General features: G+C 61.3%; 17 protein-coding genes. 5 read left to right on the top strand and 12 right to left on the bottom strand.

Annotation, left to right across the window (positions count from 1 at the left end; translation table 11 throughout):
- Nucleotides 1-2: 2 nt before the first annotated feature.
- Together GTP27_RS03165 and GTP27_RS03170 are read right to left on the bottom strand one after the other, a co-directional pair.
- Complete coding sequence (locus GTP27_RS03165) at nucleotides 3-578, bottom strand: cohesin domain-containing protein (protein WP_161037743.1); 576 nt, start codon at nucleotides 576-578, stop codon at nucleotides 3-5.
- 35 nt (nucleotides 579-613) lie between these two features.
- Entirely contained in the window at nucleotides 614-3,580 is a 2,967-nt protein-coding gene (locus tag GTP27_RS03170; RefSeq protein WP_202416530.1) for a M12 family metallo-peptidase, read from the bottom strand.
- 332 nt (nucleotides 3,581-3,912) lie between these two features.
- Between GTP27_RS03170 and mutS the strand changes: the two genes are divergently transcribed.
- Together mutS and GTP27_RS03180 are read left to right on the top strand one after the other, a co-directional pair.
- The gene (gene mutS, locus GTP27_RS03175) at nucleotides 3,913-6,549 is read left to right on the top strand and encodes a DNA mismatch repair protein MutS (protein WP_161037744.1); all 2,637 of its coding nucleotides are present in this window, start codon (nucleotides 3,913-3,915) and stop codon (nucleotides 6,547-6,549) included.
- Complete coding sequence (locus GTP27_RS03180) at nucleotides 6,546-7,511, top strand: hypothetical protein (protein ID WP_161037745.1); 966 nt, start codon at nucleotides 6,546-6,548, stop codon at nucleotides 7,509-7,511. Before mutS ends, GTP27_RS03180 begins: the two co-directional genes overlap by 4 nt.
- Nucleotides 7,512-7,614: 103 nt before the next feature.
- On the opposite strand, the gene GTP27_RS03185 is transcribed toward GTP27_RS03180, so the two are convergent.
- Complete coding sequence (locus GTP27_RS03185; RefSeq protein WP_161037746.1) at nucleotides 7,615-8,157, bottom strand: FKBP-type peptidyl-prolyl cis-trans isomerase; 543 nt, start codon at nucleotides 8,155-8,157, stop codon at nucleotides 7,615-7,617.
- Between the two features lie 98 nt (nucleotides 8,158-8,255).
- On the opposite strand from GTP27_RS03185, the gene GTP27_RS03190 reads away from it, so the two are divergent.
- The 3 genes from GTP27_RS03190 to GTP27_RS03200 all read left to right on the top strand — a co-directional run bounded on the left by GTP27_RS03190 (nucleotide 8,256) and on the right by GTP27_RS03200 (nucleotide 10,391).
- Nucleotides 8,256-9,377: a cupin domain-containing protein gene (locus GTP27_RS03190; RefSeq protein WP_161037747.1), complete on the top strand. Its 1,122-nt coding sequence runs from the start codon at nucleotides 8,256-8,258 to the stop codon at nucleotides 9,375-9,377.
- 9 nt (nucleotides 9,378-9,386) lie between these two features.
- Nucleotides 9,387-9,863 (top strand): DUF7931 domain-containing protein, encoded by a 477-nt coding sequence (locus GTP27_RS03195; RefSeq protein ID WP_161037748.1) that lies wholly within the window; start codon nucleotides 9,387-9,389, stop codon nucleotides 9,861-9,863.
- 294 nt (nucleotides 9,864-10,157) lie between these two features.
- Entirely contained in the window at nucleotides 10,158-10,391 is a 234-nt protein-coding gene (locus GTP27_RS03200) for a hypothetical protein (protein WP_161037749.1), read from the top strand.
- Nucleotides 10,392-10,581: 190 nt separating this feature from the next.
- Here the strand turns inward: GTP27_RS03200 and bamC are convergent, their stop codons facing one another.
- The 9 genes from bamC to GTP27_RS03245 form a co-directional block, all read right to left on the bottom strand.
- Complete coding sequence (bamC, locus tag GTP27_RS03205; protein WP_229633365.1) at nucleotides 10,582-11,742, bottom strand: NlpB/DapX family lipoprotein; 1,161 nt, start codon at nucleotides 11,740-11,742, stop codon at nucleotides 10,582-10,584.
- A gap of 80 nt (nucleotides 11,743-11,822) precedes the next feature.
- On the bottom strand, nucleotides 11,823-12,698 hold the full coding sequence (gene dapA, locus GTP27_RS03210) for a 4-hydroxy-tetrahydrodipicolinate synthase (RefSeq protein WP_161037750.1): 876 nt from the start codon (nucleotides 12,696-12,698) through the stop codon (nucleotides 11,823-11,825).
- 84 nt (nucleotides 12,699-12,782) lie between these two features.
- Complete coding sequence (locus GTP27_RS03215) at nucleotides 12,783-13,340, bottom strand: class I SAM-dependent methyltransferase (RefSeq protein WP_161037751.1); 558 nt, start codon at nucleotides 13,338-13,340, stop codon at nucleotides 12,783-12,785.
- A complete protein-coding gene (locus GTP27_RS03220; protein WP_161037752.1) occupies nucleotides 13,337-14,539 on the bottom strand; it encodes a tryptophan--tRNA ligase in 1,203 nt (400 codons plus the stop codon). Before GTP27_RS03220 ends, GTP27_RS03215 begins: the two co-directional genes overlap by 4 nt.
- A gap of 7 nt (nucleotides 14,540-14,546) precedes the next feature.
- On the bottom strand, nucleotides 14,547-15,224 hold the full coding sequence (locus GTP27_RS03225; protein ID WP_161037753.1) for a site-2 protease family protein: 678 nt from the start codon (nucleotides 15,222-15,224) through the stop codon (nucleotides 14,547-14,549).
- 125 nt (nucleotides 15,225-15,349) lie between these two features.
- Nucleotides 15,350-15,973, bottom strand: a complete 624-nt coding sequence (locus GTP27_RS03230; RefSeq protein ID WP_161037754.1) for an L-threonylcarbamoyladenylate synthase — start codon at nucleotides 15,971-15,973, stop codon at nucleotides 15,350-15,352.
- A 33-nt stretch (nucleotides 15,974-16,006) separates the two neighbouring features.
- A complete protein-coding gene (htpX, locus tag GTP27_RS03235; protein WP_161037755.1) occupies nucleotides 16,007-16,891 on the bottom strand; it encodes a protease HtpX in 885 nt (294 codons plus the stop codon).
- Between the two features lie 116 nt (nucleotides 16,892-17,007).
- On the bottom strand, nucleotides 17,008-17,850 hold the full coding sequence (locus GTP27_RS03240; protein ID WP_161037756.1) for a 3',5'-nucleoside bisphosphate phosphatase: 843 nt from the start codon (nucleotides 17,848-17,850) through the stop codon (nucleotides 17,008-17,010).
- A 78-nt stretch (nucleotides 17,851-17,928) separates the two neighbouring features.
- Nucleotides 17,929-18,813, bottom strand: a complete 885-nt coding sequence (locus tag GTP27_RS03245; protein WP_161037757.1) for an alpha/beta fold hydrolase — start codon at nucleotides 18,811-18,813, stop codon at nucleotides 17,929-17,931.
- Nucleotides 18,814-18,888 lie beyond the last annotated feature (75 nt).

Below are 18,888 nucleotides of genomic sequence, written 5' to 3' on the forward strand. Positions count from 1 at the left end.
ACTCACACCTTGCGGCGCCGCAGTGCAGCCAGTCCCATCAGACCAACTCCCAGCATCAGATAGGTGTCCGGTTCAGGCACTGCCGTCACCACGGTCTGCGCCGCCCACTGCGGCGCCACCTCATTGCTGGCCGAATCGAGGAACAGCACATCGGCAAAGCTCAGCGTGCTGCTACCGGCGCCCAGCACATTGAATTTGAAGTGGGCCAGACTACCGCTGCCGTTCACACCCGGCACAGCACCGAGCATGGTATTGGCCACGTAGTCCACCTTGCCATTGGCATTATCCGTTGTGCCTTCAAAGAAGTAAGTCTCACCGGCAGCAGACATGAACGAGCCTTCCTTGACTGCATAGATCTGCAGCAGGGCCGGATCGAACAGCAGCGAGAAGTTGTAGGCATACAGATCGTTTACATCTGCAATGCGCACATCCACATCGACCATATTCCCCACCACACCGGTAGCCGGCGTCACCACAAAACTCAGTGCCGGCGCGGCTGCATACGCTGCAGGCGCTACCACTGCTACTGCCAGCAGCGCCGCCTGCAGGCTTTTTTGCATCGTTTTCATATTCAGCATATCAATTTTCCTTTTGCCCTCAGGGCTACATAGAATTACAGAGGTTTGCAGCTGACTGTAACGCGCTGGGCCACCAGCGCCAGATCACGTGCATCAACCACGCCGTCCTTGTTCACATCCGCTGCCGCGCTATAACCGGGCTGGCCAGTGCGCTTGCCCAGTGCCACTTTGACGGCATTCAGGTCGTCGCAGTTGATCGCGCCATCGCCCGTGATATCGCCCACCAGACGGATGGTGAAGTTGGCATCGGAAACGTCGAAGTACACATTGCCCACCGCCGCCACCTTGATCCGCGCCGTGCTGCTGGCCACCTGCGGCAGGGTCACCGTTGCGCTGCCGTTATTCGGCGTACTGGCAGCCAGCACGTGCGGATAGGTATAGCCGCCGTCCAGCGACAGCGTGATCTGCACATAGTCCGTGCTCACCGGCGCCAGATTGGTGTTGGCCACATTCCAGCTCACCGGCACTTTGCTGCCGGCATCCAGCGTAACGGCCGTGTTGGGTGCAGTGACCAGGAAAGGACCGGCATTCGGCGCCAGCACCAGACGGGTGGCGGCACTACCGACACCGCCACGGCCGTCACGCGCCGTCAGGCGGAAGTTCAGCGCCGCCGGATTGGCGTTGCTGCCATAACCCACATAGGCTGCCGTCGGCAGGAACTCCGAGAAACACTCGATATCGGCGGCGCTAGGCGTGGCCGCTGCAGTCGGGCAGCTGCCCGATGCCGCATTGGTGTTATTCGCCAGAATCTGCGCCATGTCCGGGAACACCCGGGTCGGATTGCTGCTGACGTGGTTCTCGCCCGGAGAGTTGTAGGTGATGGTATCGCTGGCGCTCACCACGGCACGAACGCCGAACTGGCGGAACAGCGGACCGTTGGTCTTGGTGTTGCTGATCAGGCCAGTGCCGGTAGTACCTGCGCGGTCATTCTGTTCCCACAGATAGGTCAGACTATCGGCTTCGCCATCGACTGCGGAACCGGTCAGTTCGAACGGCGTACGCAGCGGGATGGTGTAGCTGGCGGCCGTGGTGACCACCGGCGTGGTATTGCCCGTGTAGGACAGCGCACCACGGCGGGTGGTTGCGCCGCCGGTAGTGATCTCGCCCACATAGCCGCTGCACGAAGTGCTGCACTCGACCAGTTGCAGCAGGCCTGCCGGCTGGCCGGCCAGCGTGCCGCCAAAGGTGATGGTAGCGGCCGAATTCGACAGCGACGACACCGTCACCGTGGCGCCGCTAGGCCAGCCCGGAATGGCTTCGATGGCCGCCTTGACGCCAGCCGTGGTGTAGTTAGTGCCATTGATGATGGCAGCCGAGGTGGCGCCGTTGTAGCGCAGCTTGAAACGCTGGCCGCTGGTGTAGTTGGTCAGGGCCAGCATCTGGACGGAGCTCAGCGCCGATTCGGCGCCCGAAGTGTAGGCCACGATTTCATCGAAGCTGCGCTGCGACCAGTAGGCGTCGCTGTGGGTCTGCAGATTGTCGGTGCCGCAAATGCCGGCGTAGGCCATGATGGAGGAACCGCTGCCCGGCTCGATCGACGTGCCGGCGTTACGGTTGGCGCCACTGCAGCTGCCTATCACGCCATTAAAGGTGTGGTTGCCGGCAAACTGGTGCCCCAGTTCGTGTGCCACGTAATCCACTGCATAGAAGTCGCCCACCGGGGTAGGAATGCCGGTGCAGCCTTGCGCTTTATTGGTGCCGCCAACGACGCCCAGACCGGCAATACCGCCGCCATCGACACCCAGCGCAATGTGGCCCACATCGAATTTGCTGGCGCCTACCAGCAGACCGGCCACCACACGGTTGCGGCTCAGGGTGGAGCTCGAGCAGTTCGCTGCCTGCGTGGTGGTGTAGCAGGCCGTGGCGCCGCACGGACCGTTCGCGCCCGTCATCTGGGCCGCCGTGTTCAGATTCAGCTTGTCGGTATCGTTAATCAGCACCAGACGGATCGACGTTTCGTCTTCATATACCTGGGTCACGCGATTGATCAGCGTAACTTTGGCAGCCGTCACATTGGCCGCGCCAAAATAGGTGGCATACGAAGGATCGGTCACCAGCGCCAGACGGTAGGTGCGCAGCAGATTACCCGATGCCGGCGTGGTGGTCACTTCAGGCTCCACCACATGGTAGGCGGCGCTGCTACTGGTGCGGCCGTCACTGGCGGTCACTTCGAAAGCACCGCTGTTGCGCGCAGGATCAGCCACCAGCGTGGTATTGATCACGCCTTCCGCATCAGCATTGACCACCACGCTCTGACGCTCGCCGTTATCCCCTTCGGCACGTACCGACACGGTCACCGAAGCACCCGGCGTGTAGCCCACGCCGCGTACTTCCACCGTATCTTCCGCATGGTAGAAACCGCGCGACAGCGCCAGCTGGGCTTCGGTCAGCGGCGCTTCACGCATGGCGCCGTGCGGATTGGCCAGATCGCGGCTGTGATAGCTGTTGTAGGCGCTGTCGTCCAGCGGCGCCTGCGGATCGACATACCAGTTGCCTTGCGGCGTACGCACGGAAGCGTGCAGGCCGAGCGGCGTCAGGTCCATGCGCAGGCTGGCTTTGGGATCATCCACGCCACGGCCGGCAAAGGTCTTGATTTCCGGATGCTTGGCCGCCAGTTCCGCTTCCATGATGGGCGAATCCACAATTGCAAAGCGCTGATAGCCGCCGTCAGGGTGAGGCAGGGAGATAATCATCGGGCTGACCGTAGCCTCGGCACTGCGTTCCAGCGGCGCATTGGCCACCAGCGCGCGCAAGCCGGACTTGTTCAGGCGGGCGGCATGGAAGCGGCTAGGCGCGGTAGCCGACGCGGCGCTCTTGCCTGCGCCCGGCGTCACGCCGACGTCCTGCCAGAAGTCGCCCGTGGTCTGGCCGCTGGCCGCGCTGGCCGCCATCCCCCAGCTCATCAGTACCGAAGCAATAATCAAGCGTCCGGTGCTGGGACGCAACGTCGAGCCGGCCTTTGTGAGGCCGGCTTTGAATGACGATTTTTTCGTGTTTTTCATTCCTGCTCTACCCTGTTTGTTATGGTTTATTAAAAAAAGCAGCACTTTGATAAAAACAAATTATTTGTAAATTTGCATGCAAATAATTCAAGCAAAGTATTGCTGATTTAACTTTTTGTTACAACAATGAAAATAGAAAAATGTTGTGGTAAATACACACATTGAAAAAGTGGTATTAGCCTGCGCCGCCCCGGCAGGCTGGCCGTGCAGGTGATGGAGCGGCACCGCCGCCGCCGCATCCAAGGCCAGCGCTTTCCCGTATAATCCGACCTCCCGCAATAACTTGTGCGGCCCCGAATAACAGCAGAAAACAGCAGAACAGAACTGGCCAGATGAGCATTAAACCCACCGAAAAAATCACCCCCATGATGCAGCAGTACCTGAGCATCAAAGCGCAATATCCGGATATGCTGGTGTTCTACCGCATGGGCGATTTCTACGAACTGTTCCATGCTGACGCGGAAAAAGCCGCCCGCGTACTGGGCATTACGCTGACGGCGCGTGGCACCTCGGGCGGCCAGCCCATCAAGATGTGCGGCGTGCCCTTCCACTCGCTGGAAGGCTATCTGGCCAAGCTGGTCAAGATCGGCGAATCGTGCGCCATCTGCGAGCAGATTGGCGACCCGGCCACCAGCAAAGGGCCGGTGGAACGCAAGGTGATGCGCGTGGTCACGCCCGGTACGCTGACCGATGCCGACCTGCTGCCGGAAAAAGCCGAACGCCCGCTGCTGGCCATGTGCATCGTCAGCCAGCGCAAGGTGGCTACCGCCGGTCTGGCCTGGCTATCGCTCGCTAGCGGCGCACTGCGCCTGATGGAGTTCTCCGGCGACAGCCACACCGTAGCCAGCCGCATGCAGCAGGAACTGGAACGTATCGCGCCGGCCGAAGTGCTGCGCGGCGACAGTGCCGACCTGTTCGAAAACCAGCTGCCCTGCCACGTCAACCGCGTGCCGGACTGGCACTTCGATATCGTCAGCGGCCAGAAAGCGCTGCTCGACCAGCTGGGCGTTGCCACCCTGACGGCCTTCGGCGCCGACGGCCTCGGTGCCGCACTCGGTGCTGCCGGTGCGCTGCTGCGCTACGCCCAGTCGACCCAGGGCCGCGGCCTGCAGCACGTGCGCAGCCTGAGCACCGAAACGGAAAACGAATTCATCGGCCTCGACGCAGCCACCCGGCGCAATCTGGAACTGACCGAAACCATACGCGGACAGGAATCGCCTACCCTGTTCTCGCTGCTCGACCACTGCCGCACGGCCATGGGTTCGCGCCTGCTGCGCCACTGGCTGCACCATGCGCGGCGCGATCAGGCCATCGCGCGCGCGCGCCAGCAAGCCATCGCCGCGCTGGCCCAGGCCGATGTCACGGGCGCACTGGCGCACACGCTGGCACAGGTGCCCGATATCGAACGCATCACCACCCGTATCGCCCTGCTGTCGGCCCGCCCGCGCGATCTGGCCAGCCTGCGCGACGGCGTGCAGCAGCTGCCCGAGCTGCGCCACAGCATGCAGCGCGCACTGGGCGACAGTCAAAGCCTGCTGGCCGCGATAGCCGCTGATCTGGCTACACCGGACGCCTGCCTCGATCTGCTGCAGCGGGCCATCGCCCAAGAACCGGCCGCCATGGTGCGTGACGGCGGCGTGTTCGCACGCGGCTACGATGCCGAACTCGACGAACTGCGCGCCCTGTCGGAAAATGCCGGCCAGTTCCTGATCGATCTGGAAACCCGCGAGCGGGCCCGCACCGGCATTGCCAATCTGCGGGTGGAATACAACAAGGTGCACGGCTTCTACATCGAAGTCACGCACGGCCAGGCCACCAAGGTGCCGGACGATTACCGCCGCCGCCAGACCCTGAAGAACGCCGAGCGCTACATCACGCCCGAACTCAAGGCCTTCGAAGACAAAGCCCTGTCGGCACAGGACCGCGCGCTGGCGCGCGAGAAAATGCTGTACGACCAGCTGCTGGCCGAGCTGGCGCCCTATATCGGCACGCTGCAGAGTATCGCCCGCGCGCTGGCGCAGATCGATACCCTCAACGCCCTGACCACGCACGCGCTGCGCCACAACTGGTGCGCACCGCAGCTGGTGGAAACGCCCTGCCTGAACATCATCGAGGGGCGCCATCCGGTGGTGGAAAACCAGATCGAACGCTTCATCGCCAACGACTGCCGCTTCAGCGACGAACGCCGCTTGCTGCTGATTACCGGCCCTAACATGGGCGGTAAGTCGACCTTCATGCGTCAGGTGGCCCTGATCACGCTGCTGGCCTATGTAGGCAGCTACGTGCCGGCCGCCAGTGCCACCATCGGCCCGATCGACCGCATCTTCACCCGTATCGGCGCCACCGACGATCTGGCCGGCGGGCGTTCCACCTTCATGGTGGAGATGACGGAATCGGCGGCGATACTCAACGGCGCCACGGCGCAGTCGCTGGTGCTGATGGATGAAGTAGGCCGTGGCACTTCCACCTTCGACGGTCTGGCGCTGGCCTGGGCGATTGCGCGTCACCTGATCGATACCAGCCGCAGCTTCTCGCTGTTCGCCACCCACTACTTCGAGCTGACCCAGCTGCCGGAAAGCCATCCGTCCGCCGCCAACGTGCACCTCTCCGCCGTCGAACACAAGGACAGCATCGTGTTCCTGCACGCGGTGCAGGAAGGCCCGGCCTCGCAGAGCTACGGTTTGCAGGTAGCCCAGCTGGCCGGGGTGCCGCAACCCGTCATCAAGGCGGCGCGCAAGCATCTGGCGCGGCTGGAAGCGCAGGCGCTGGACGCCACGCCGCAGCTCGATCTGTTCGCCGCACCGCAGAACGATGCCGATGACGAGGAAATCGCGCCTGCCGCCGCTGATCCGGCAGCACAGGCCCTGCTCGACGCGGTCGAGGCGCTCGATCCCGATGCGCTCACCCCGCGCGAAGCACTGGAGCAGCTGTACCAGCTCAAACGCCTGTCGGCAGCGGCGCAGGCATGACCACGCGGCGCGGCCCATCACGCCTGGCGCCAGCGCTGCTGGCTGCACTGGCGGCGTTCGCGCTGGCCTCGCCGCGTTTCGCGGCAGCAGCACCGGCGGCCGCCTTCCAGTTCGGCGTGATCGGCCATAGCTTCAAAAGCAGTGCCGACGAAGCGCCGCTACGTCAGGCCATTGCCGGCGCCAGCCAGCAAGCGCCCGCCTTCATCGTGGCCACCGGCATCAAGTCCACCAGCGAACCGTGCAGCGACCGTCTGTATGCGCAGCGGCGCGCCCTGTTCAACGACAGCAGCGTACCGCTGATCCTGTCGCTCGCCGGCAGCGACTGGAGCGCCTGCCAGAACTCGGCCGGACGCTCGGCCGCCATCGAACGCCTGAACCGCATACGCGAACTGTTTTACGGCGATGCCGAATCACTGGGCCTGCGCCACCTGCTGCTCACGCGCCAGTCCGGCACGGCCAAGTTCCGCAGCTACGCCGAGAACGCCCACTGGCAGGTAGGCAAGGTGCTGTTCGCCACCATCAATCTGCCCGCCAATAACAACCACTACCGCGCCGAGGCAGGCCGCAACAGCGAATACGAAGACCGCCTGGTGGCCAACCGCGCGTGGCTGAACCGCCTGTTCTCGCTGGCGCAGCGGCAGAAGCTGCAGGGACTGGTACTGTTTTCCGATGGCGCCGTCACACTGCCGGAATCAGGCCTGCTGTCGCTGCTGCCCAGCTTCCGCAACAAGCAGGATGGCTTTGCCGAACCACGGCGCCAGATACACGCGCTGGCCGAAAAGTTCAGCGGACAGGTCTTGCTGATCGATGCGCAGGGCAGCGCTGGCGGCGACACCGTCATCAACTGGCATGGCAATGTAGGGTATCTGAGTCTGGCCGCGTCGTGGGCCGAGATCGGGGTGAACAGTGCTGCAGCACCGTTATTCAGCTTGCGCGCTAGCAGCGCCGATGTGACGCCGTAGACGGGGCTGAAATAAGCGCAGCCAGATCAAGTCTCTCCGATCTGGCTGGCTGGCGAGCGCCTGCTGCAGGCGCCCGTTTAGCAACGACTAAACGATTAAGCGATTAGTGGATAGGATGGATGGCGACGTGATCGCCCTCTTCGCCTGCCTCATCGTCGTCATCGTGGTGGTGGCCGTGGGCGCCGTGCACGTGACCGTGGGCGATTTCTTCGTCCGACGCGGCACGTACATCGACCACGCTCAGGCTGAAACGCAGGGCGATGCCAGCCAGCGGGTGATTTCCATCAAGTACCACTTTGTCATCAGCGATGTCGGTCACGGTGAAGATCATCGGTTCTGCATCTTCATCGCCATCGGGCATACCTTCGAACTGCATGCCGACTTCCAGCGGCTCAGGCAGGCGGTTGCGCTCTTCCACTTTCACCAGCGCGGCATCGTAGTCGCCGAAAGCATCGTCCGGTTCGATCTGGATGATGGAGCTATAGCCCACATCCTTGCCGTCGAGTTCTTCTTCGATCTTGGGCAGGGTGTTTTCATAGCCGCCGTGCAGGTAGACCATAGGCTGACTGCCATCTTCGATCAGGTTGTCCTGGGCATCGGTCAGTTTGTAGTTCACAGTCACGACCGTATTCTTGGCAATCTTCATGGGGTTTCCTTTCTTAATTAACCGCGTGATTATACCCTGTCTCACCGGCGCAACCGCCGTTAGCAGCCTTTCGTCGCAGCGCATGGGTATAATGCCGTATGAAAAAATTACCTCTCCTGGGCGACATCTCGCCTGCGCAGTTCCTGCGCGAATACTGGCACAAGAAACCTCTGCTGATCCGTAACGCAGTGCCCGGCTTCAAGCCGTTGCTGAGCGTGGAAGCACTGGGCAAACTGGCCGCCACCAACCATGCCGAATCGCGTCTGGTCACCAATGTGGACGGCAACTGGAACCTGCAGCACGGCCCGCTGGAGTCGCTGCCGCCTATGAGCCAGAAGGAATGGACCGTACTGGTGCAAGGCGTCAACCTGTTCGACGACAAGGCCGATGCGCTGCTACGTCAATTCCGCTTCATTCCCGATGCCCGTCTGGACGACCTGATGGTCAGTTTTGCCACCGATGGCGGCGGCGTCGGCCCGCACTTCGATTCGTATGACGTGTTCCTGCTGCAAGCCCAGGGCCAGCGCCGCTGGCGCATCGGCGCGCAGAAAGACCTGACGCTGGTGGAAGGCCTGCCGCTCAAGATTCTGGCCAACTTCGTGCCGGACGAAGAACTGGTGCTCAATCCGGGCGACATGCTCTATCTGCCGCCGCACTGGGCCCACGACGGCATCGCCATCGGCGACTGCCAGACTTATTCCATCGGTTTCCGCCAGCCCTGCTATCAGGAACTGGGCGAAGCCTTCCTGCAGTTCATGGCCGATTCCATCGACCTGCCGGGCCGCTACAGCGATCCCGACCTGAAACCGCAGAACAAGCCGGCCGAAATTCCGCGCCCCATGCTCGACACCCTGATCGACGAGATCAAGAAGGTGCAATTCACTGACGAAGACATCACCATCTTCCTCGGCGAATACATGTCCGAGCCCAAGCACAATGTCTTTTTCACGGCTCCGGCCAAGCCGCTCACCTTCGGCAAGTTCAGCGACAAAGCCAGCCAGAAGGGGCTGAAGCTGTCACGTAAGACGCAGATGCTGTATCGCGGCAAGCACGTCTTCATCAACGGCGAATCCTTTGGTGTGGGCAAGGCCGACCGTGTCACGCTGGAACTGCTGGCCAATGAGCGCCGCCTTGATGGTGCCGCCTACTCGGCTGCCTCCGACGACGTGCTGGAAGCGCTGTACACCTGGTATCAGGACGGCTGGATAGAACTGCTGTAAGGAGGCCCCATGGATGCACTGCACACCCCGTTTGACACGCGCAGTGCCTTCCAGCAGCATCTGGCCAGCTGCATAGGCGCGGCACAGCACAGGCTGTGCCTGTTCGACCCCGATTTTTCCAGCTGGGAGCTGGGCAGCAGCAACATGGATGCTGCCCTGCGCCGCTTCCTTCATGGCGGCGGCCAGTTGCAACTGCTAGCCCATCAGGGGCAGGCGCTGGAGCGCCATGCGCCGCGCCTGCTGCGCCTGCTGCAGAGCTACCAGCACCGCGTTGCCTTGCGGCGTACCCATCCCGCACTGCGCCAATTAAGCGACTCGTTCTGCCTTGCCGACCAGAGCCATCTGGTACGACGTTTTCATTCTGATCACATGCGCGGCGAATACAGCGTGAATGACGCTGCCGAAGTGAAAATCTATCAGGATCGCTTCATTACAATTTGGTTAGACTCGGGCGAGGGGCTACTGCTAAATCAGGCTGAAATTTGAGCATTTTCAGCGCAGAATAAGGCAGTTCGAAGCGGATACCGCGCAAGTTAGCGAAACTAGCCTTTCGGTCATAATTTGTAATGTTGCAGTATCGCAAATTTATTGCCGAAACGTCCGTGCGTCCTATTGCGACGCAGTAAAAATCGCTATAATATTTCGTTAGGAAGTTTCCGTTGTCTGGTAGGCACCTTACGAGGTACGCAAGCCTTCGAAGACGACCTAAAATAGAGCGATAATTACCGGTAATTATTAATCGCAACATTGTGTTTAATTTGAATTAACTAAGGAAAACCCATGAAAAAGTCCCTGCTGATCGTTTCCCTGCTGGCTGTTGCTCTGGCTGCTTGCTCGAAAAAAGAAGAAGCTCCTGCTGCTCCAGCTCCAGTAGCTGCTCCTGAAGCTGCTGCTCCAGCCGCTGCTCCAGCTGCTGCTCCTGCTGCTTCGGACGCTGCTGCTCCAGCTGCTGCTCCAGCCGCTTCGGACGCTGCTGCTGCTCCAGCCGCTGCTGCTCCTGCTGCTTCGAAGTAATCAGCTCGATAGAAAAACCGGCCTGCGGGCCGGTTTTTTTTACGTCTGTCACTTTTATAATCCGCTAAAACTCCAGCGCTAAGCCTGCCGATATTATCGGAAGCAGTTTTATCTCTGCAGTTTTAAATAAAAAAAAGCCGGCAATTGCCGGCTTCTCTATTAGCGCGCCAGTGATACACTGGCGCTGCAATTACTTCAGCTGTTCCTGCAGCAGCGTCAGAATCTTCTCGCCTACTGCGCCAGTATCGGCCTGACCGGCATTATTGGCCACCGTCACCACGCTGGTATTGCCAGCGCCGGCTTTCACCAGAATACGGTAGCGCTGGGCTTCCTTGTCAGCCTCGGACGAACCCCAGCTGAACAGCTTGGCGAAGAAGCCTTTGCCTTCCACGCTGTCATCCACATAGCGGACAAAGTAAGTACCCTGGGTACGGTCACGGTCTTCCACCGTGAAGCCGGCACGGTCCAGCGCCAGACCTACACGGCGCCATGCGCGGTCAAAGCCTTCATCCACCTGTACGGTACCCGCTACCAGCGTGGCGTGCTGGGCTTGCGCTGGTGCATTCTCGACCGTCGTGCGGGCCTCAGCCACTTCGCTGACATTGCCCAGCTTGGTCATCAGGCGGGCCAGGAATTCTGCTTCCAGACCGGGATCATTGGCGCGCGGCGTCCACGACGTGGTTTCGTTCTGCGGTCCCGTCACCACTTCCTTGGCGCCACGGTGGCTGATGTAGATTTCGCTGCTGCCGTCGGCGCGGCGCTCGATACGGGTACGGAACTTATCGCGTTCGCCGCTCGAATACAGCGAATCGAACACCTTGCCCAGCGTGTTGCGGATAAAGTCCTGGGGAATCTTGGCGCGGTTTTCGTTCCAGTCGGTTTCCATCAGGCCAGCCGTTGGCATTTCCTTGGCCAGCACGAAGCCCGAATCCTCCCAGAACTGCTTGAGCTGCGGCCACAGCTGCTCTGGCGTCTGCTTGACCACCAGCCAGCGCTGGTTGCCATCGCGCTCCACCTTGATATCGCCCACACCGGTCACCGCCACCGAACCGGCGGATGGCGTGCCCGGCACGATGGCCGCAGCATTGCCGCCGTTGCCGCGCGTAGCATTGTAGCCGGAAGCGGTAGCGATGCCGTTGTTCGAATCCGGCAGCGAATAGCGGTTATCTTTCTGTAACTGGGTCAGATCTGGCGGCACGTCCAGCGTGCTGGCCTTTTTCGCGGACTTGTAATCGACCTTGTCCGTACCGACCACGGAACCAATCATGCCGCAACCGGTCAAACTGGCCATCAGGGCGCCCACCAGCACAGCGCGTTGCGAGGAAATAGAAACTGTCTTGCGATTAGTCATGTGGTAACTATTTAAAAAGCTGAATAGCAGCAAATCAAAAACGATCCGAACCGTAGTCGGGGCTAGTGTAGTGATATAAATTACAGAACGCCGGATTCTTTCAGCGCAGCCCGCACGGCAGCGTGGCAGTCTTCCGCCAGCGGTACCAGTGGCAGACGTATGCCGGCTGGCATCTTGCCCATTTCCGCCAGCGCCCATTTTACCGGTACAGGGTTAGGCTCGATGAACAGCTTCTGGTGCAGCGGGAACAGCTTGTTATTCCATTCCAGCGCCTTGGCAATATCGCCGGCGATGGCAGCTTTGCACATCTCGGCCATGCCGCGTGGCGCCACATTGGCCGTCACGGAAATGTTACCGGCACCGCCAGCGAGCATCAGCGCCATGGCAGTCGGATCATCGCCCGAGTACACGGCGAACGATTTCGGCGCCAGACGCAGCAGGTCGTAGCCGCGGCCGATGTTGCCGGTCGCATCCTTGACGCCGACGATGTTAGGAATCTGGGCCAGACGCAGGATGGTTTCGTTGCTCATGTCGGCCACGGTACGGCCCGGCACGTTGTACAGTATCACCGGCAGGTCCACCGCTTCGGCGATGGCCTTGAAGTGCTGGTACATGCCTTCCTGGGTAGGACGGTTGTAGTAAGGAACTACTTGCAGGGTTGCATCAGCGCCCGCCTCTTTGGCGTAACGGGTCAGCTTGATCGCTTCCGCCGTCGAATTGGCGCCGGCGCCGGCGATGATAGGAATGCGGCCGCGCGCATGGGCCACGGTGGCCTTGATCAGCGCGCAGTGCTCTTCCACGCTGACGGTGGCCGATTCACCGGTGGTGCCGGCGATAACGATGCTGTCCGTACCTTCGGCGATATGCCAGTCGATCAGCTGATTCAAACCCGCGAAATCCAGACTACCGTCTGCGTGCATCGGGGTGACGATTGCTACGATGCTGCCCTTAATCATAGGTAACCACTGCGTAAAGAATTAAAACAACGATTGTAGTCGATAGGTCGCTGCCGTGGTGCATTCGCGGCGACAAATCAACCGTCAAAATGGGGGCAATAAGGCCGCCATACGGGGGAATTCCGGCTGCACGGCACATAGTCGTTGCACCATGGCAGCTTTTGGCGTATCGATCACGCCTTCTTCATAGGCAACGACCTGCAAACCGTGGCGCTGCGCCCAGCCCAGCAGCTCGCCAGACTGTAACAGAAACGCAGGATTCGAGGGCTTGCCAAACTGCTCATTTCCTACCGCAAAAGTCTCGTAGATCAGCACGCCATTAGGCGCCAGACTGGCCAGCATGGCCGGCACCAGCGGCCGGTGCAGGTAGTTGGTCACTACGATGCCGGCAAAGCGCTGGGCGCCGAACGGCCATGGCGCGCCCGCTTGCTCCAGATCGATTTCCGTGGTGGTAATGCCAGCGCCCGCAGCGGCGGCCAGCGCCGCCGGATCGCGGTCCACCGCCACCACGGCATGGCCGAGCGCAGCCAGATGGCGCGCATGGCGGCCATGGCCGCAGGCCAGATCGAGCACGGCGCCGCTGGGTATCAGCGGCGCATAGCGCTGCACCCACGGCGAGATCAATTCGCTGCTGTGGCTCATGTATAGGCCAGCCCCATGGCTTCGCGCACATCGCGCATGGTTTCCAGCGCCAGCTTGCGGGCCGCATCATTGCCGTCGGCCACGATGGCACGCACCAGCGAGGGATCGTCCAGATACTGCTGGGCGCGCTCGTGCATAGGTTCCTGTTCCTTGATGATGGCGTCTATCACGGGCTGTTTGCACTCGATGCAGCCGATACCGGCAGATTTACATCCTTTTACCACCCATTCCTGCGTCGCCGCGTCGGAATACACCTGGTGGAACTGCCAGACGGGGCAACGGGCCGGATCGCCCACATCGGTACGGCGCACGCGCGCCGGGTCGGTCGGCATGGTGCGGATTTTCTTTTCCACCGACGCTTTGTCTTCGCGCAGGGCGATGGAATTGCCGTAGCTCTTGGACATCTTGCGGCCATCCAGACCGGGCAGGCGCGAAGCGGCCGTCAGGCGGGCTTGCGGCTCCACCAGTATCAGCTTGCGGCTGCCTTCCAGATAGCCGAACAGGCGTTCGCGGTCGCCCATGGACAGACTTTGCGCATCGTCCAGCATGGCTTTGGCCTGTTCCAGCGCCTCCTCCTTGCCATCCTGCTGGTATTCGGTACGCAGTTCGTTGTACAGCTTGGCACGCTTGCTGCCCAGCTTTTTCACGGCTTCCTGCGCTTTTTCCTCGAAACCCTTCTCTTTGCCGTACATATGGTTAAAACGACGGGCAATTTCGCGCATCATTTCAATGTGCGGCACCTGATCGTCGCCCACCGGCACCTGACTCGCGCGATAGATCAGCACATCGGCCGCCTGTAGCAGCGGATAGCCGAGGAAGCCATAGGTTGCCAGATCTTTGTTGGACAGATTCTCGATCTGGTCCTTGTAGGTGGGCACCCGTTCCAGCCAGCCCAGCGGCGTGGCCATGGACAGCAGCAGATGCAGTTCGGCGTGTTCTGGCACGCGCGACTGGATGAACAGCGTGGCCTGGGAAGGGTCGATGCCGGCGGCCAGCCAGTCGATCAGCATGTCCCAGGTGCTGCGTTCTATCACGCTAGGGTCATCGTAGTGCGTGGTCAGGGCATGCCAGTCGGCCACAAAAAACAGGCAAGGCAGTTCGGACTGCATCTTGATCCAGTTTTTCAAAGCGCCGTGGTAGTGGCCCAGATGCATGGAACCAGTGGGACGCATGCCGGAAACTACACGATCGGGGTACATAGAGGGCTCAGCTAAGTAAGAAAATCAGGGGTGTCAGCAGAATGCGGAAGATGCTCTGCAGAATATGCATGCCGCCGACCAGGAAGTCGGTCAGCAGGCCGAACTGCATCATCAGTATCAGCGCAATGAACACATACATGCCGTAACGTTCGATCTGGGCATACTGACGTGCCAGCGGCAGCGGCAATATGCCCGTCACGATGCGGCCGCCATCGAGCGGCGGCAGCGGAATCAGGTTAAACACGCACATGGCGGAATTAACGCCATAGCCGGCCATGCTCATGGCCACAAAAAAATTATTCAGGTCGAGGTTGAGGCCGTGCACCAGCACGACCCACAGCGTCATCCAGCCCAGCCCCATGGCAAAATTGGCGGCCGGACCGGCGGCGGCCACCAACGCCATCTGCTTTTTAGGATTGCGCAAGCGGCCATAATCGACCGGCACCGGCTTGGCATAGCCGAGCGCGGGCAGATGCAGCAGACTGAGGATGAGCGGCAGCGCGATGGTGCCGAACGGATCGATATGGCGCAGGGGATTGAGGCTCAAACGCCCCTCGTTGGCTGCCGTCGGGTCGCCGAAATAGCGGGCCACATAGCCGTGTGCGGCTTCGTGCAGGGAAATGGCAAACAGCACGGGGATCAGATACACCGTGATGGTTTGGATCAGACTGTCAGTTTCGTTCATGAGGGGGATTCTACCAGAGGGCGGACTCAGCCCAAGCAGTGCCGTCAGGGGCCGGCACAGATACCCAGTTAATCACCAGACCATGCCAGTACCAGCTTAGTTCTTGCTTAGAAAAGGCCAGCCTGTCACAGACCGAACATCGAGGCGTCGCCGCGGCCCTGCCGCACCAGCTCGGCCTGCGCCCCCGTCAGATCGATCACCGTGGTCGGTTCCATACTGCAGGCGCCGCCGTCGATCACCAGATCGACCTGCTTGCCCAGCCGTTCGACGATGGTATCGGCGTCGTTCAGTGCATCCGCTTCGCCCGGCATGATCAGGGTGGTGCCCAGCAGCGGCTGCTGCAGCACTTCCAGCAGCGCATGGACGATGGCGTCTTCCGGCACCCGCAAGCCTATGGTCTTGCGCGACGGGTGGCTGAGGCGGCGCGGCACGCACTTGGTCGCCTCCAGAATAAAGGTGAACGGCCCCGGCGTGGCCGCTTTGAGCAGACGGAACTGCTGGTTATCGACGCGCGCATACACGCCGATTTCGCTGAGGTCGCGGCACAGCAGGGTCAGGTGGTGTTTTTCATCGACGCCCCGGATGCGGCGCAGCCGTTCCACCGCCGCCTTGTCATCAAGGTGGCATACCAGCGCATAGCAGGAATCCGTCGGCACGGCGACGATACCGCCATCGTGCACGATCTGCGCCGCCTGTTTGATCAGGCGCGGCTGCGGATTAACGGGATGGACCTGAAAAAACTGACTCATGGTTGCACTGGCTGAGGCCGCTGTAAAGTAAGCTTAAGATTGTACGCTACGCAAGGCCGCAATACGCTGTTCGAACGGCGGATGGGTGGAAAACAATGCGCTCCAGCCGGGCGAATTGCTGATCCCGGCGGCGGCGATGGATTGCGGCAGTTCGCCCGGCGTCACGCCGTTCAGGCGGGCCAGCGCATGCTGCATGGGCACGGAACTCCCCAGCAGACGGGCCGAACCGGCGTCAGCACGGAATTCGCGCTGGCGCGAGAACCACGCCACGATCAGCGAGGCCGCCAGACCAAAGATGATTTCGCACACAAATACGGTAATGGTGTAGCCGATGCCGGGGCCACGGCGCTCGCTATCGTCGTTCTTCAGCAGCATCTTGTCGACAAAGAAGCCCACCACACGGGCGAGGAACACCACAAAGGTATTCACCACGCCCTGTATCAGGGTCATGGTCACCATGTCGCCGTTGGCGATGTGGGCCACTTCATGACCGAGCACCGCTTCCACTTCCTCCCGGTTCATGCTTTCCAGCAGGCCAGTGGAAACCGCTACCAGCGCGGAATTTTTGAAGGCCCCAGTAGCAAAGGCATTCGCTTCGCCTTCATAAACCGCCACTTCCGGCGTGGCGATACCGGCCCGCTGTGCCAGACCGGCCACGGTATTGACCAGCCACAGCTCCGTCGAGCTAGCCGGCGAGCTAATCACCCGCGCACCGGTCGACCACTTGGCCATCGGTTTGCTGATCAGCAGGGAGATTATGGCGCCGGTAAAGCCCACCACCAGCGAAAACGCCAGCAGGCTGCCCAGTTGCAGAGTATTGCCACTGCCGGGACGGCCAATACCCAGCAGCGACAGCACGATGGACAGCACCAGCATCACCGCCAGATTGGTCAGAATAAACAGGACAATACGTTTCATTGCTTGGTCTCCCACGGAATTAAGGAAGGTCTCGCAGAGACTGCAGACCCGCGCGGCAGATAGATGCGTCTCGTTACGCCGATTTTCAAGTGGTTCAAGTGGCTGTAGCGCCCCGGCTAGAACCAGTCATGCCAGACCGGCGTCACACCGGCAGGCAGTGGCGGCAGCAGGGCGAAATCCACCCGCGCCTCGCCCGGCGCATGGAAATCCGTACCGCGCGAGGCGAGGAAACCGTAACGCCGGGCCAGCTCGGCATACTCGGGATACTGATCCGGCGTATGGCTGCCTGTCACCACCTCGATGGCCGTTCCGCCCAGCTGTTTGAATTCGTCGAACAGCACGCCCTGCGCCATGTCGTTGAATTTATAGCGGCCCGGGTGGGCAATCACGGCGATGCCGCCGGCCGCCCGTATCCAGCCCACCGCGTCTTCCAGCGTGGCCCAGCGGTGCGGCACATAGCCGGGTTTGCCTTCCGACAGGTATTTCTTGAACACGTCAGGTATGCTGGCGCACACGCCCTGCTCCACCAGATAGCGGGCAAAGTGGGTGCGCGACATCAGATCGGGATTGCCGACAAACTTCAGTGCGCCTTCATAGGCATCGGCGATGCCCACCTTGGCCAGCTCGGCAGCGATCTGGCGGCCACGGTTGTCGCGGCCGGCGCGGGTGGCGGCCAGACCGGCGCACAGGCCGGCATGGGTTTCATCGATCTGCAGGCCGACGATATGCACGGTTTCCTTAGCCCAGGTGATCGAAATTTCCACGCCGCTCACAAACTGCATGCCCAGCGCCTGCGCGGCGGCACGGGCTTCGGCCACGCCATCGACTTCGTCGTGATCGGTCAGCGCCCAGACATCGACACCGGCCTTGCGCGCCGTCTGCGCCACGGCAGCGGGCGCCAGTACGCCATCAGAAACATTGGAATGACAGTGCAGATCGACTTTTAAGGCATTAGGCATACGGGGACATAAAACGCAGCAATGAAGCTTGCATTGTACGCCTCTTGCACAAAATTCACTTAGCCCCGGTCATGGCGCTTACCGCTGCAGAAATTGCTCGATCAGGCGGGCCAGCGCTTCCGGCTGGTCATGGTGCAGCATATGGCCGGCATCAGGCAGGATGTGGCGTTCAACGTCGCGCAAATGACCAAGCCGGAAGTCCAGTTCCGTACGTCCTTCGGCTTCGCCGCCCATCCAGCTCCACATATCGGTCTGGGCTGCTTCCACCCACAGCACGGGCGCCGTGATGGCGCTCCAGCAGGCCAGCACATCTTCCGAGTGATACGGTAGCGGGCCATGCTGCTTGTGGGCTGGATCGCCCAGCACTTCCCAGCGTCCCGGCGCCGTCTGTGCCGACCAGTGCCGGGCCAGAAAGGCAGCCCGTTCATTGCTCAGGCGCGGGTTGGTTTTCTGCAAGCGCGCTGCCACGGCAGCCTCGCTGGTATAGGTACGCAGTTCCGGCGGCGACTGCAGGCCGTCCAGCCAGGCAGCATAGCGGCGCGGTGTCTGTTCCGGCTTGCTGGACTTCAGGCCGCCCCCTTCCAGATTGATCAGCTTGCGGATGCGTTCAGGCCGTGCCCCCGCATACAGGCTGACCACATTGCCCCCCATGCTGTGGCCGAGCAGGTTGATGGCCTCGCCCGGCGCGTAATGATCGAGGATGGCATCGAGATCGGCCAGATAATCGGGGAACCAGTAGGTATCGCTGCCATTGCGCTGGGACAGGCCGAAACCGCGCCAGTCCGGTGCGATCACGTGCCAGTCCCCCTGCAGGGCGTCCACCACGAACTGGAACGACGCCCCCACATCCATCCAGCCATGCAGCATGAACAGTTTGGGCGCCCCTACGCGCCCCCAGTGCCGCACGTGGCTACGCAGACCGCGTATGGTGAGAAATTCGGAGCGGGATGGCTTGTAAGTCATGACAGTCCTTGAAAAGGCGTAAATTGACGCAATATCAGCCTGCAAGCACGACAACTCAGCTAGCAGACGGCGCTG

It is taken from the genome of Duganella qianjiadongensis, assembly GCF_009857915.1.
Classification (GTDB): Bacteria; Pseudomonadota; Gammaproteobacteria; order Burkholderiales; family Burkholderiaceae_D; genus Rugamonas; species Rugamonas qianjiadongensis.